Below are 12847 nucleotides of genomic sequence, written 5' to 3' on the forward strand. Positions count from 1 at the left end.
GCACATCTATACTCCAAAAACAGTCCGATCACCAATCGCGACACACGTCTCATCTCAAGGCGACTTTCTCGCCTTGGCCACAAAGATCGCTCTCTAAATAAGAACAACGTCCGGAGACCAATATGAACGCATCGCTAGAAACCACCGTGCAAACGGTCAAGCTGTTGATCGATGGCGAGTGGGTCGAATCCCAGACCACCGAATGGCACGACATCGTCAACCCGGCGACTCAACAAGTGCTGGCCAAAGTGCCCTTTGCCACAGCCGCCGAAGTTGATGCCGCCATCAGCGCCGCCCATCGCGCCTTCCAGACCTGGAAGCTGACGCCGATCGGCGCGCGGATGCGCATCATGCTCAAGCTTCAGGCGCTGATTCGCGAACACTCCAAACGCATTGCCGTGGTGCTGAGCAATGAGCAGGGCAAAACCATCGCTGACGCTGAAGGCGATATCTTCCGCGGCCTGGAAGTGGTGGAGCACGCCTGCTCCATTGGCAGCCTGCAGATGGGCGAATTCGCCGAGAACGTCGCTGGCGGTGTCGACACCTACACGCTGCGTCAACCGATCGGCGTCTGTGCCGGCATTACCCCGTTCAATTTCCCGGCGATGATTCCGCTGTGGATGTTTCCGATGGCCATTGCTTGTGGCAATACCTTCGTGCTCAAGCCGTCCGAACAGGACCCGATGTCGACCATGCTGTTGGTGGAACTGGCCATCGAGGCCGGCATTCCGCCAGGTGTGCTCAACGTCGTTCATGGCGGCAAGGATGTGGTGGATGCGCTGTGCACCCACAAAGACATCAAGGCTGTTTCGTTCGTCGGTTCGACCGCGGTCGGCACGCATGTCTATGACCTGGCGGGCAAACATGGCAAGCGCGTGCAATCGATGATGGGCGCCAAGAACCATGCCGTTGTGCTGCCCGATGCCAATCGCGAGCAAGCGCTCAATGCCTTGGTCGGTGCCGGTTTCGGCGCGGCGGGGCAACGCTGTATGGCCACTTCGGTGGTCGTGCTGGTTGGCGCGGCCAGACAATGGCTGCCAGACCTGAAAGCGCTGGCGCAGAAACTCAAGGTCAATGCCGGCAGCGAGCCGGGCACTGATGTTGGCCCAGTGATTTCCAAGCGAGCCAAGGCGCGGATTCTTGATCTGATTGAAAGCGGTATCAAGGAAGGCGCCAAACTCGAACTGGACGGCCGCAACGTCAGCGTTCCCGGCTACGAGCAGGGTAACTTTATCGGCCCGACCCTGTTCTCTGGTGTCACTCCAGAGATGCAGATCTATACCCAGGAAATCTTCGGACCGGTGCTGGTGGTGCTGGAAGTCGATACCCTCGATCAAGCCATTGCACTGGTCAACGCCAACCCGTATGGCAACGGCACGGGTTTGTTCACCCAGAGCGGTGCGGCGGCGCGTAAATTCCAGGCGGAAATCGACGTTGGCCAGGTCGGCATCAACATCCCGATTCCGGTGCCGGTGCCGTTCTTCAGCTTCACCGGCTCTCGTGGCTCCAAGCTCGGCGACCTCGGTCCTTATGGCAAGCAAGTGGTGCAGTTCTACACTCAAACCAAGACCGTCACGGCACGCTGGTTCGACGACAACAGCGTCAACGACGGTGTGAACACCACCATCCACTTGCGTTAAGGAGCCGGACATGAAAATCGCTTTTATCGGTCTCGGCAACATGGGCGCGCCGATGGCGCGCAATCTGATCAAGGCCGGCCATTCACTGCGCCTGGTCGATCTGAACAAAGTTGTGCTGGCGGAGCTCGAGCAACTGGGCGGCAGCATCAGTGCTTCGGCACGTGAAGCGGCTCAAGATGCGGAGCTGGTGATCACCATGTTGCCAGCCGCGGTGCATGTGCGCAGCGTCTGGTTGGGCGAGGAGGGCGTGCTGGCGGGCATTGCCAAGGGCGTGCCCGCGGTGGATTGCAGCACCATAGATCCGCAGACGGCGCGCGATGTCGCCGCCGCTGCCGCCAAACAAGGCGTGGCCATGGCCGACGCACCGGTCTCTGGCGGTACCGGCGGTGCCGCGGCCGGGACGCTGACCTTCATGGTCGGCGCCACACCTGAGTTATTCGCGACCCTGCAACCGGTACTGGCGCAGATGGGCCGCAACATCGTCCATTGCGGCGAAGTCGGCACCGGGCAAATTGCCAAGATCTGCAACAACTTGCTGCTGGGGATTTCCATGGTCGGCGTCAGCGAAGCCATGGCCTTGGGTGATGCGCTGGGGATCGACACGACGGTGCTCGCAGGGATCATCAACAGTTCCACCGGGCGATGCTGGAGTTCGGAGATGTACAACCCGTGGCCGGGAATCGTCGAAACAGCGCCGGCTTCGCGTGGGTACACCGGCGGTTTCGGTGCTGAACTGATGCTCAAGGATCTGGGGCTGGCCACTGAGGCGGCACGTCAGGCGCACCAACCGGTAATGCTCGGCGCGTTGGCACAGCAGTTGTATCAGGCGATGAGTCAGCGTGGGGAAGGGGATAAGGACTTCTCGGCGATCATTAACAGCTATCGCAAACCCCAATAGGGTTTTTCCGGAAACTGTGGCGAGGGGGCTTGCCCCCGTGGGAGTGCGTAGCGCTCCCTCTGCATTCCTTCATTCATACCGCATAGGCAGGTTTGACGACGGCTTCGCCGCCGAACGGGGGCAAGCCCCCTCGCCACAAAACCACGGGTATTGCGTATTCCAGTATTTACCGAGGGACCACGTCGGGTGGTCTCTCGGTTTTTTGCATCAGGCAAACACGAAATACTTGCGCACAGTCTCAACCACTTCCCATGTGCCCTTCATCCCTGGCTCGATAACGAAAATGTCACCGGCCCGCAGATGGATCGGCGCCATGCCTTCCGGTGTGATGATGCAGTAGCCTTCCTGGAAATGGCAGTATTCCCACTTCACGTATTCCACATACCACTTGCCTGGCGTGCAGATCCAGGTCCCCATGATTTTGCTACCGTCTTCGCTGGTGTAAGCGTTGAGATTGACGGTGTGCGGGTCGCCTTCGAGTTTTTCCCATTTGCAGGCGTCGAGCACGGGCAGTGGGTGGGTATCGCGTAGGACGGTGATAGGTGCGGGCATGTCAGCTCCAGGCTAGCGGCAGGATTGAAGGACCAGCCTATTCCGAGAGGGGGCATCCCGGATGTCTGGGGTCGACATTCAGTTACCTGTAAACGCTGAGAACAAGAGACTGTGCAAAGCTGTTTCGCCCCATTGCCGTGCCTAAGTGAAGGTTTTATAACAACGCACGATCAATAATTTTCTGGACGTTGTTGGTGGGTAAAGTCTGCCCCTCAGGGGAGAGTCAAGACGTTCAGCAAGGCCTGGGCATAACCAGGCAGCACGGTGAAGTCCCGGGCGCACAGCAACAGTTTGCGGCGGGCCCATGGCTCTTTCAGTTCGATGCTTTTGAACGGCGTTTCCATCGGCCAACGTTCGACTGCCGCCAAAGGCACGATCGCCAGCCCGGCACCTCGGCCGACCATGCGCATCACCCCATCGAAGCCATCGGCACGGATGCGAATCTGCATCCGTAAACCACTGTGCAGGGCTTGTTCTTCCAGGTACACGGCCAAGGCGCTGTTGGCGTTCAGGCTGACGTAATCGTGCTGCAAAGTGGTGCTGAAACTTAATGGCCTGGTGTCGCCCAAAGGATGATCGAGCGGCAGAATCAGCACCAGTGGATCGTCCCGGAAATAGCGGGTCTGAAGGCCGTCGGTATCCACCGCGTCCGACACAATGCCCAAGTCCGCCGCACCTTGGCGCAAGGCGTGGGTAATGCGCGTGCTGGGCAGCTCTTGCAGGTCGATGTCGAGGTTCGGATGGTCGCGCAGAAAGTCCGCCAGCAACTCCGGCAGGTATTCGGTGATCGCTGTGGTGTTGCACAACAACCGCACTTGGCCTTTGACCCCTTTGGCGTATTCGGCCAGGTCCTGCTGCATGCGCTCGGCCTGTTGCAACAGGACTCGGGCATGCTGCGCCAGGGCCTTGCCGGCCAGGGTGGGGCTGACACCGCGGCGACCTCGCTCAAGAAACTCGATGCCCAGTGACGCTTCCATGGCGCGGATTCGCGCACTCGCCGCCGCCAGCGACAAATGACTGCGAACGGCGCCGGCGGTGATGTTGCCGGTGTCGAGGATGTTCAGGTAGAGGCGCAGGTCGGTCAGGTCGAAGTGCATCGTTACAGCCTCGGGAGGTTTGTTGTCTGAACGGGGCCCTTCGCGGGCAAGCCTCGCTCCTACAGGGACTGAGTGATCGACACATCCTTGTAGGAGCGAGGCTTGCCCGCGAAGACGTCATCAGCCGCCACGAAAACTTTAGCCTCTATCAAATCAAGAGGCAGCCTCAGTATATGGCAGATGTTCAAGGCAACCTTCAGGGCTCACCATAGCCCCCATGAATACACTCGCCGCGTTCTACCAACATCTGGGTTTGGCCCTGTCTTTATTGGTTATCGCCACCTTTCTACTGGCCGGGATGATCAAAGGTGTAATCGGCCTCGGCCTGCCGACCATTGCGATGGGCTTGCTCGGTCTGGCTATGGCACCGTCGCAGGCTGCGGCGTTGCTGATAATTCCCGCGACGCTGACCAACGTCTGGCAACTGGCCTTCGGCGGTCATTTGCGCGGGCTGCTGAACCGGTTGTGGCCGATGCTGCTGACCATTTTCATCGGCACGGGCGCCGGTACACTGTGGATCGGCATGGCCGACGGGCATTGGGTCGTGCGGGGGCTGGGGGCGGCATTGTTGATATACGCCTTGAGCGGGTTGTTCCTGCCGACCTTGCGGGTCGCAAGTCGCAGCGAGCGTTGGCTCGGTCCGCTGTGTGGTGTGCTGACGGGCATCATCACTTCGGCCACCGGCGTCTTCGTGATTCCGGCGGTGCCTTATTTGCAAGCGTTGGGCTTGAGCAAGGATGAACTGGTGCAGGCGCTGGGCCTGTCGTTCACCGTCTCGACCCTCGCGTTGGCCGCCGGCCTGTTATGGCGCGGCGCCCTCGGCGCAGGTGAGGTGAGCGCGTCGTTGCTGGCGCTGGTTCCTGCGGTGCTCGGCATGTTGCTGGGGCAATGGCTGCGCCAGCGGATCAGTGCCGTGTTGTTCAAGCGCGCGTTCTTCATCGGCCTCGGCCTGCTTGGCGGCCACTTGCTGATCAGCGGCTAGCGGACGAAGTGCTGAGCATCTCGATCGGCCGGATATCAAAATCCCGTTCCAGGTATTCCATGCGCATGTCGAGGAACTGCTTCATATGTGGCAGGTTCGAGTGCACGTCCAGATGGGCCCGGGATTGCCAGATCTCGTAGAAGATAAACAGCGTCGGGTCCTGTTTGTCTCGCAGCATGTGGTACTCGATGCAACCGGGTTCGGCGCGACTCGGTTCGACATAAGCACGGAAAAACGCTTCGAAGGCCTCGGCCTTTTCCGGGCGGGTCTTGGCGTGCAGGATGAAGCCTTGCATTTCGTTCATCAGGTTCTCCTTGAAAATCAGAATCGGCGCAAGTTTACGGCAACAATCTGCTGTCGATTCGTGCGTATTAGTCAAATGAATTTTGCTGAAGGAGGGCTTATTCCACGCGAGGCCGATCTCTATTCTGCCGTCATCGAATTTCAACCTTGCGAGACTTCTCATGAAAAAAGTCCTGTTGCTCAATGGCGGCAAAAAATTTGCTCACTCCGATGGTCGCTACAACAAGACCCTGCACGAAGCGGCGCTGAGCGTGCTGGATCGCGGCGGTTTGGATGTAAAAGCCACGTTCATCGACGAGGGCTACGACGTCGCGGAGGAAGTCGCCAAATTCCTCTGGGCCGATGTGATCATTTATCAGATGCCCGGCTGGTGGATGGGCGCACCGTGGACCGTCAAGAAGTACGTCGATGAAGTCTTCACCGAAGGCCATGGCAGCCTCTACGCCAGCGATGGCCGCACGCGTTCCGACGCGTCGCAGAAGTACGGCAGCGGCGGTTTGCTGCACGGTAAAAAATACATGCTGTCGCTGACCTGGAACGCGCCGCAGCAAGCTTTCGACGACCCGACCGACTTCTTCGAAGCCAAAGGCGTGGACGCGGTGTACTTCCCGTTCCACAAGGCCAATACCTTCCTTGGCATGACCGGTTTGCCGACCTTCCTGTGTGTCGATGTAATGAAGCGCCCGAATGTCGAAGCTGATGTGGCGCGTTATGAACAGCATTTGAGCGAGGTGTTTGGTCTTAAGGCATAACGCTCGGCTACTATCGATAGCTGAAGCGGGACTGAATCTGTGACGCAGACAACTCTGTGGCGAGGGGGCTTACCCCCGTTGGTGCGCGAAGCGGCCCCAAGACTTGCCAACGAGGTGGTTCAGATAGTCCGCAGGCACTTATTTTACGACGGCTTCGCCGCCGAACGGGGGCAAGCCCCCTCGCCACAGTAGAGCCGCGCAGGACTATCGATAAGGGACACACGTGAAAGCCAGATCCGATGAATTGCAGATTTTCGTCTGCGTGATTGAATGCGGGTCGATTTCAGCGGCGGCCGAACAGGTCGGGCAAACGCCTTCGGCGGTCAGCCGTACGCTGTCGCGACTGGAGGCCAAGCTCGACACCACGCTGATCAACCGCACCACGCGGCGCATGGACCTGACCGAGGAGGGCAAGTATTTTTTCGAGCAGGCCAAGCTGATTCTCGATCAGATGGACCAACTCGAAGAGCGCCTGTCCTCACGCCAGCAAACCCCCTCCGGGCGTCTGCGAATCAATGCTGCCTCGCCGTTCATGCTGCACGCCATCGTGCCGTACATCGATGAGTTCCGCCGTCTTTACCCGGACATCCAGCTCGAACTCAACAGCAATGACCTGATCATCGACCTGCTTGAACAAAGCACCGACATCGCCATCCGCATCGGCACACTGGCCGATTCGACCCTGCACGCCCGCTCACTGGGTTGCAGCCCGCTGCACATCGTCGCCAGCCCGGCATATCTGGAACAACACGGCGTACCGACCGCCGTTGCCGACCTGGCCGAACATACGCTGCTTGGGTTTACCCACAACGAAGGCCTCAACCAATGGCCGCTGCGCTATGTCCACGGTGATCGCTGGCCGATCCAGGCGTCGATCAGTGCGTCCAGCGGCGAGACGATCCGACACCTGGCGCTGGCGGGGCAGGGCATCGCCTGCTTGTCGCACTTCATGACCATCGACGACATACGTGCCGGTCGTTTGCAGGTGCTGCTGGCGGAGTTCAACAGCGGATATCGCCAACCGATCAACGCGGTGTATTACCGCAACTCACAACTTGCCCTACGGATTCAGTGCTTCCTTGATTTCATCCAGGGCAAATTGGCGGCGTATGCGATTGGGGATTTCAAGGGCTGATTCGCAGATTGCGTCATCGTTCATCGTTCATCGCGAGCAGGCTCGCTCACACGGGGTTTGTGTTGATCCCATTATTGTGAAACGGCACAAGTCCATTGTGGGAGCTCGCCTGCTCGCGATTGCGTTTCCGGCGTCCCATTCACTGGCCGGCCCGCCTTCGATTCCGTAACATCCGCCCTCTCTTCTCCCGCCTGTATTTTTTAGGTAAGCCATGAAACCCAAACGTCTGCGCGCCGATGTCCTGGCCGGACTCACCACCTCTTTTGCCCTGATGCCCGAATGCATCGCCTTCGCGCTGGTAGCCCACCTCAATCCATTGATGGGGCTGTACGGCGCTTTCATCATCTGCACCCTGACGGCGCTGTTTGGCGGACGGCCGGGGATGGTGTCCGGTGCCGCCGGGTCAATGGCCGTGGTGATCGTCGCGCTGGTGGTGCAGCATGGCGTGCAGTACTTGCTGGCGACGGTGCTGCTGGGTGGGTTGATCATGCTGGCGTTTGGTCTGTTGAGGCTGGGCAAGCTGGTGCGCATGGTGCCGCACCCGGTGATGCTCGGTTTCGTCAACGGCTTGGCGATCATCATTGCCCTGGCGCAACTGGAGCATTTCAAGAGCGGTGAAACCTGGCTCACTGGCGAGCCGCTGTACATGATGATCGGGCTGGTGGCGCTGACGATGGCCATCGTCTACCTGATGCCGCGCCTGACGCGTGCGGTGCCGCCTGCGCTGGTGGCGATTCTGAGCGTCGGGCTGGCGGTTTATCTGCTCGGCCTGCCGACCCGCACTTTGGGTGACATGGCGCACATTGCCGGCAGTTTGCCGAGCTTCGCGCTGCCAGACATCCCCTGGAACCTGGAAACCCTGCGCATCATCGCCCCTTACGCGATATTGATGGCGCTGGTCGGCCTGCTGGAGACCCTGCTGACCCTGAACCTGACCGACGAGATCACCGAAAGCCGTGGCTACCCCGATCGCGAGTGCGTGGCGCTCGGTGCTGCCAACATGGTGTCTGGCGTGTTCGGTGGCATGGGCGGCTGCGCCATGATCGGGCAAACCGTGATCAACCTCAGCTCAGGCGGTCGTGGCCGGCTGTCCGGGGTAGTGGCCGGTGTGATGGTTCTGTTGTTTGTGCTGTTTCTTTCGCCACTGATCGAGCGCATCCCGCTGGCCGCATTGGTCGGCGTGATGTTCGTGGTATCGCAGCAGACCTTTGCCTGGGCTTCGTTGCGGGTGCTGAACAAGGTGCCGCTCAATGATGTTTTGGTGATCCTTGCGGTTACGGTGATTACGGTGTTCACCGACCTGGCCACCGCCGTGTTGTGCGGGATCATCATTGCGGCGCTCAACTTTGCCTGGCAACAGGCTCGCGAGCTGTATGCCGACAGCTATCAGGAAAGCGACGGCAGCAAGCTCTACCGCCTGCATGGCACACTGTTTTTCGCCTCTACCACGCCATTCCTCAATCAATTCGATCCCGCCAACGACCCGCCCCAGGTGACCCTTGATTGTCGTCACCTGAGCTTCGTCGACTACTCGGCCATCGCTGCGCTAAGGACATTACGCGAGCGCTACGCCAAGGCTGGCAAGCAGCTGCGCGTGCTGCATTTGTCTGAACGCTGCAAGAAACTGCTCAAACGCGCCAGCGAGCATCATGATTAAAAACCGATCTGTTCGGGAATCGGTTGATGTTTACCCATGCGATCAAGGGTCTGGGGCCGTTCGGTAGTTTCGCAGGTTTTGATGGAGCAAGTTGTGTTAGCCTCAATCAATGATTTCATTGATTGCAGGAGCCCATCATGGCCAGCATCACGATTCGAAACGTGATCGGTAGATAGCCTTCGCGGGCAAGCCTCGCTCTTGTAGGAGCGAGGCTTGCCCGCGAATGAATCTGTCTTCACCACGGACTTAACGTCACACCCGGAAATGGCTCACCATCATCTGCAACTGATTACCCAACCGTGCCAGTTCAACACTGGACGCCGCGGTTTCGTCGCTGGCGGCGGCAGTCTGTTCGGACACATCGCGTACGTTGATGATGCTGCGGCTGATCTCTTCGGCCACGGCGCTTTGTTGCTCGGCGGCGGCAGCGATCTGCTGGTTCATCGACTGGATGTTGGACACTGTGCGGGTGATGTTTTCCAGTGACACGCCGGCTTTGCGCGTCAACGCCACGCTGCTGTCGGTCAGGGCGCGGCTGTTGTTCATCACCACCGACACTTGTTGAGTACCGTTTTGCAAGCCGGCCACCAGGCCTTCGATTTCCTCGGTGGATTTCTGCGTGCGCTGGGCCAGGCCACGCACTTCGTCGGCCACGACGGCAAAGCCACGACCGGCTTCACCGGCACGGGCTGCTTCGATGGCGGCGTTGAGCGCCAGCAGGTTGGTCTGTTCGGCCACGGCCTTGATCACGTCCATGACACTGCCAATCTTGTCGCTTTCCTGCTGCAGCACACTCATGGCTTCGGTGGAGCGCGCTACTTCGTTGGCCAGGCGCTCGATCTGGGCGATCGCTTCGTTGACCACTTTGTCGCCTTCGCGTGCTTCGCCATCAGCGGCGGCTGCGGCCTGGGACGCTTCTTCTGCGTTGCGCGCGACTTCCTGCACGGTGGCGGTCATCTCGTGCATGGCGGTGGCCACCTGATCGGTCTCGATTTTCTGGCTGTTGACCCCGGCGCTGGTTTGCTCGGTCACGGCTGACAATTCTTCGGCGGCGCTGGCGATCTGGGTGACGCCATCGCGGATACCGCTGATCAAGTCACGCAGGGTCACGCCCATGCGAGCGATGCCTTGTTGCAGCACGCCAAGTTCGTCGCGGCGAGTCACTTTGACGTCTTGGGACAGGTCGCCGCTGGCGATGCGCTCGACCACGGCCAGGGTATCGCGCAATGGGCCGGTGATCTGGCGGGTGATGATCACGGCGGCGATGACGCCCACCAGCAATGCCAACAAGGTGCTGATCAGTTGCAGCGTACGGGCCTGGGCGCTTTCGGCGTCGCGGCGATCGAGCTGGATCTGGTACAGCTGATCGCTCAGAGTCACGATGGTGGCGCCCTGTTCGGTCATTTCCTTGCGCGCCTGCACCGCCTCGGTGTTGGCGGCTTTATACGCTTGCAAGGCGCTGCGGTAGTTGCTCAGCGCGGTTTCCAGCTGACGCAGCGTATCTTGCCGGGTCTCGGCGAAATGCACATTGAGCTGTTTCAGGCTGGCGATGGCCGTGTCCAGTTGGGCGACGGCTTTTTGCTCCGTTTCGGGGTTGGTGCTGGCCGTGTAGCCACGCACTTCGTAGCGCGCCAGGATAAACGCTTCCTTGGCCGCGGTAATGGCCTGGAACTGTTCGAAGCGCTGGTCGCTCAAGGGCATTTGCTGCACGCCGGTGCTGATCGCCTCAATCAACGTGCTGGCGGTTTCGGCATTGGCGCCCATGGCGTCGCGGGCGCTGTTACCGGTGCGGTAGGCACTGCGCATTTTGTTCAGGGAAATCTGGTAGGCACTGATGGTGGCGCTCTGCTCTTTGAGCAGTTTGACGTTTTCCGGGCTCTTGAAACTCGACAGCAACGCTTGTTGCTGAGCGACGAAACCGTCGAGGGTGGTCTGCACATTCTGTGCGGCGGTTTCATCACCGTTGGTTAGCATGTACTGCAGGCGAACCACACGCAGTTTGGTCAGTCCGGCGTTGAGCTGAGTGATGTCGCTCATCCAGTTGCTGCGGTCAATCAACCCGCCCAGGCTCGTCCAGCCGGTGAGGGCGAGGACAAAGGTCAGTGCCAGGACCAGGCCGAATCCCAGGCCCAGTTTCAGGTTCACGCTGATATTACCGAACCAGCTATTCATCAATATTCCTCCAGGAACGTTGTGCTTCTTGATCGTCGGTTGGCTGGAAGATTGTTGTTTTAAGAGCCAGCAAGGGGTGGTTAGCAGGTTTGTATCGGCAGCAAACCCGGGAGCTGAAAGGTTTTTGTCAGGCGATGTTTGTAACAAGGTTTTCACCGGCTGCCGACAGTGGCGCATGCCGGCAAGGCGGCCGTCTGTTCGAGCAAATCACCCATAAATGGGGCGGGCTCATCCCGAACAGGACCGCTGAAGTGGCAATTACCTGAGTAGCCGTGTCCTTCCTGACGCTGTTACTGTCTGAGCTGACGGAGTTTGAATTCAAGGAAGATGCAATGGAGTTTTCGCTGACGCTGGGCACTCACACATTGAGATTGAGTGCCCCCGACCCGCAATGGGATAAAGCGTTGCAGCACGCGCTGAACGTCAGTTTTACCGCCCATTGCGAATTTCTACCCTGGGCCAAACCCCACACCACCGAGGAGGAAGCCCGATCATTCCTGGTGCGGGCAGTCGATGAATTCCAAAGCGAAACCGGTGAGCGGCGTCTGTTCATCGTCGACGATGAAGCGCGCGCGATCATCGGCTGCATTGGTTTGAAGCCCCGGCGCCGCAACCGCTATGTTGTCGGCTACTGGGCCAACACCGAGTACTCGGGCAAAGGCTATATGCGCGCCGCACTCGAAAAGTTGATCAAAAGCCTGCCCGGTTTCACCTTTTACCTGACCACAGACGTGGCCAACGTGGCGAGCCAACGGCTGGCCGAAGCGGCCGGTTTTGGTTTGATCAGGAAGTGTTATCAGGCGCGGTGTTCGCAGCAGCCTAGGGAACAGGAATTCTTGTATCGACTCAAATGCCTGTAGGAACTGCCGAAAGCTTCCCATACGCGGGCTACATGAACTGACCGGCAACAAAACCGCAGACAAAAAAAGCCCGCGGGGCGCGGGCAAACTGTAGTTTCTTGAATGAGCGAGGGCAATGTACAGGTTGGGGAGAAGGGGTGGGGTGAAGAAAAATTCATGCGGATGGAAGGCCTTCGGTATGGCCACTGAGTGAACGAAACCCGGGGAGTCGCAAGTGTGTATTTCATTTTCCACGATGTAGCAACGACGGCATCAGCAAAAATGGGCGACCTCAAATGAGGCCGCCCATTTTGCTTTTCTACGCCGAAATCTGCGCTTGTAGTCGTCGCTCGATCACTCAGTGAAAAACAGGAGGCTTGCCAGCCGGCACCGAAGCGTTCGGATCGACGTTATCCCGCGCTCGGTTGACCAAAAGCTCGGTCAGCATCGTCAGTTGCTGAAGCGCCAGCGCCACATTGCGCTGTGGGCCATCGAGTTTGTTGGCAAAGTCCAGCGTCATGACATTGAGAGACGCCAGGTTTTCGCTGGCATGAGTGAGCAGCGTAAGCGTGTCGACATCGGGGCGGACGGTGAAGATGTTCCTGTTCACGTTGCGCCGGCGGGCGTTAGCGCGCTCGGTGGTTTGGGGAAGTGGGGTTGGGTCGAGGGTTTCAGGCTTTGAAGTGGCCGGATCTTCAACTAAATGCAGGGTGATTTTTTTCATAAGGGTGTTCCATGAGGTGAGGGATCCTTACGCTATTTCGGGCTTGTCAAACCGTCCGCAGGGTTTACAGCGAAGCGTGAAGACTATCTGCCGCAA

At 59.1% G+C, this 12847-nt stretch carries 12 protein-coding genes; 7 read left to right on the top strand and 5 right to left on the bottom strand.

From position 1 onward, the window contains the following. Positions 1 to 122 precede the first annotated feature (122 nt). Complete coding sequence (locus BZL43_RS04305) at positions 123 to 1640, top strand: CoA-acylating methylmalonate-semialdehyde dehydrogenase (protein WP_095631165.1); 1518 nt, start codon at positions 123 to 125, stop codon at positions 1638 to 1640. A 10-nt stretch (positions 1641 to 1650) separates the two neighbouring features. After that, positions 1651 to 2538 (top strand): 3-hydroxyisobutyrate dehydrogenase, encoded by an 888-nt coding sequence (gene mmsB / locus BZL43_RS04310; RefSeq protein WP_095631166.1) that lies wholly within the window; start codon positions 1651 to 1653, stop codon positions 2536 to 2538. 207 nt (positions 2539 to 2745) lie between these two features. On the opposite strand, the gene BZL43_RS04315 is transcribed toward mmsB, so the two are convergent. Both BZL43_RS04315 and BZL43_RS04320 read right to left on the bottom strand, forming a co-directional pair. Then, positions 2746 to 3090 (bottom strand): cupin domain-containing protein, encoded by a 345-nt coding sequence (locus BZL43_RS04315; protein ID WP_095631167.1) that lies wholly within the window; start codon positions 3088 to 3090, stop codon positions 2746 to 2748. A gap of 212 nt (positions 3091 to 3302) precedes the next feature. Beyond that, positions 3303 to 4187, bottom strand: a complete 885-nt coding sequence (locus BZL43_RS04320; RefSeq protein ID WP_095631168.1) for a LysR substrate-binding domain-containing protein — start codon at positions 4185 to 4187, stop codon at positions 3303 to 3305. A gap of 217 nt (positions 4188 to 4404) precedes the next feature. Between BZL43_RS04320 and BZL43_RS04325 the strand changes: the two genes are divergently transcribed. Continuing rightward, positions 4405 to 5169, top strand: a complete 765-nt coding sequence (locus BZL43_RS04325; protein ID WP_095631169.1) for a sulfite exporter TauE/SafE family protein — start codon at positions 4405 to 4407, stop codon at positions 5167 to 5169. Here the strand turns inward: BZL43_RS04325 and BZL43_RS04330 are convergent. Next, positions 5159 to 5473 carry a putative quinol monooxygenase gene (locus tag BZL43_RS04330; protein WP_095631170.1) on the bottom strand — a complete coding sequence of 105 codons (315 nt, stop codon included), beginning with the start codon at positions 5471 to 5473 and terminating at the stop codon, positions 5159 to 5161. The two genes, BZL43_RS04325 and BZL43_RS04330, sit on opposite strands and share 11 nt — an antisense overlap. Positions 5474 to 5633: 160 nt before the next feature. Between BZL43_RS04330 and BZL43_RS04335 the strand changes: the two genes are divergently transcribed. The 3 genes from BZL43_RS04335 (at position 5634) to BZL43_RS04345 (ending at position 9016) form a co-directional block, all read left to right on the top strand. Further along, positions 5634 to 6224, top strand: coding sequence for an NAD(P)H-dependent oxidoreductase (locus tag BZL43_RS04335; RefSeq protein ID WP_095631171.1), 591 nt, complete (start codon positions 5634 to 5636; stop codon positions 6222 to 6224). A 223-nt stretch (positions 6225 to 6447) separates the two neighbouring features. Continuing rightward, positions 6448 to 7359: a LysR family transcriptional regulator gene (locus tag BZL43_RS04340; protein ID WP_095631172.1), complete on the top strand. Its 912-nt coding sequence runs from the start codon at positions 6448 to 6450 to the stop codon at positions 7357 to 7359. 211 nt (positions 7360 to 7570) lie between these two features. After that, positions 7571 to 9016, top strand: a complete 1446-nt coding sequence (locus tag BZL43_RS04345; protein WP_095631173.1) for a SulP family inorganic anion transporter — start codon at positions 7571 to 7573, stop codon at positions 9014 to 9016. A gap of 252 nt (positions 9017 to 9268) precedes the next feature. On the opposite strand, the gene BZL43_RS04350 is transcribed toward BZL43_RS04345, so the two are convergent. Next, positions 9269 to 11188: a methyl-accepting chemotaxis protein gene (locus BZL43_RS04350; protein ID WP_095631174.1), complete on the bottom strand. Its 1920-nt coding sequence runs from the start codon at positions 11186 to 11188 to the stop codon at positions 9269 to 9271. 332 nt (positions 11189 to 11520) lie between these two features. On the opposite strand from BZL43_RS04350, the gene BZL43_RS04355 reads away from it, so the two are divergent. Beyond that, on the top strand, positions 11521 to 12048 hold the full coding sequence (locus BZL43_RS04355) for a GNAT family N-acetyltransferase (RefSeq protein WP_095631269.1): 528 nt from the start codon (positions 11521 to 11523) through the stop codon (positions 12046 to 12048). A 337-nt stretch (positions 12049 to 12385) separates the two neighbouring features. Here BZL43_RS04355 and BZL43_RS04360 read toward each other — a convergent pair whose 3' ends face one another. Continuing rightward, positions 12386 to 12751: a DUF6124 family protein gene (locus tag BZL43_RS04360; RefSeq protein ID WP_095631175.1), complete on the bottom strand. Its 366-nt coding sequence runs from the start codon at positions 12749 to 12751 to the stop codon at positions 12386 to 12388. Between the last annotated feature and the right edge of the window lie 96 nt (positions 12752 to 12847).

The sequence above is a fragment of the Pseudomonas sp. PICF141 genome (assembly GCF_002286815.1).
Lineage (GTDB): Bacteria > Pseudomonadota > Gammaproteobacteria > Pseudomonadales > Pseudomonadaceae > Aquipseudomonas.

Bases quoted from the DNA above. Each gene is read 5' to 3' on its own strand.
- BZL43_RS04305 (WP_095631165.1), top strand. From the start codon at position 123: ATGAACGCATCGCTAGAAACCACCGTGCAAACGGTCAAGCTGTTGATC.
- mmsB (WP_095631166.1), top strand. From the start codon at position 1,651: ATGAAAATCGCTTTTATCGGTCTCGGCAACATGGGCGCGCCGATGGCG.
- BZL43_RS04315 (WP_095631167.1), bottom strand. From the start codon at position 3,090: ATGCCCGCACCTATCACCGTCCTACGCGATACCCACCCACTGCCCGTG.
- BZL43_RS04320 (WP_095631168.1), bottom strand. From the start codon at position 4,187: ATGCACTTCGACCTGACCGACCTGCGCCTCTACCTGAACATCCTCGAC.
- BZL43_RS04325 (WP_095631169.1), top strand. From the start codon at position 4,405: ATGAATACACTCGCCGCGTTCTACCAACATCTGGGTTTGGCCCTGTCT.
- BZL43_RS04330 (WP_095631170.1), bottom strand. From the start codon at position 5,473: ATGAACGAAATGCAAGGCTTCATCCTGCACGCCAAGACCCGCCCGGAA.
- BZL43_RS04335 (WP_095631171.1), top strand. From the start codon at position 5,634: ATGAAAAAAGTCCTGTTGCTCAATGGCGGCAAAAAATTTGCTCACTCC.
- BZL43_RS04345 (WP_095631173.1), top strand. From the start codon at position 7,571: ATGAAACCCAAACGTCTGCGCGCCGATGTCCTGGCCGGACTCACCACC.
- BZL43_RS04350 (WP_095631174.1), bottom strand. From the start codon at position 11,188: ATGAATAGCTGGTTCGGTAATATCAGCGTGAACCTGAAACTGGGCCTG.
- BZL43_RS04355 (WP_095631269.1), top strand. From the start codon at position 11,521: ATGGAGTTTTCGCTGACGCTGGGCACTCACACATTGAGATTGAGTGCC.
- BZL43_RS04360 (WP_095631175.1), bottom strand. From the start codon at position 12,751: ATGAAAAAAATCACCCTGCATTTAGTTGAAGATCCGGCCACTTCAAAG.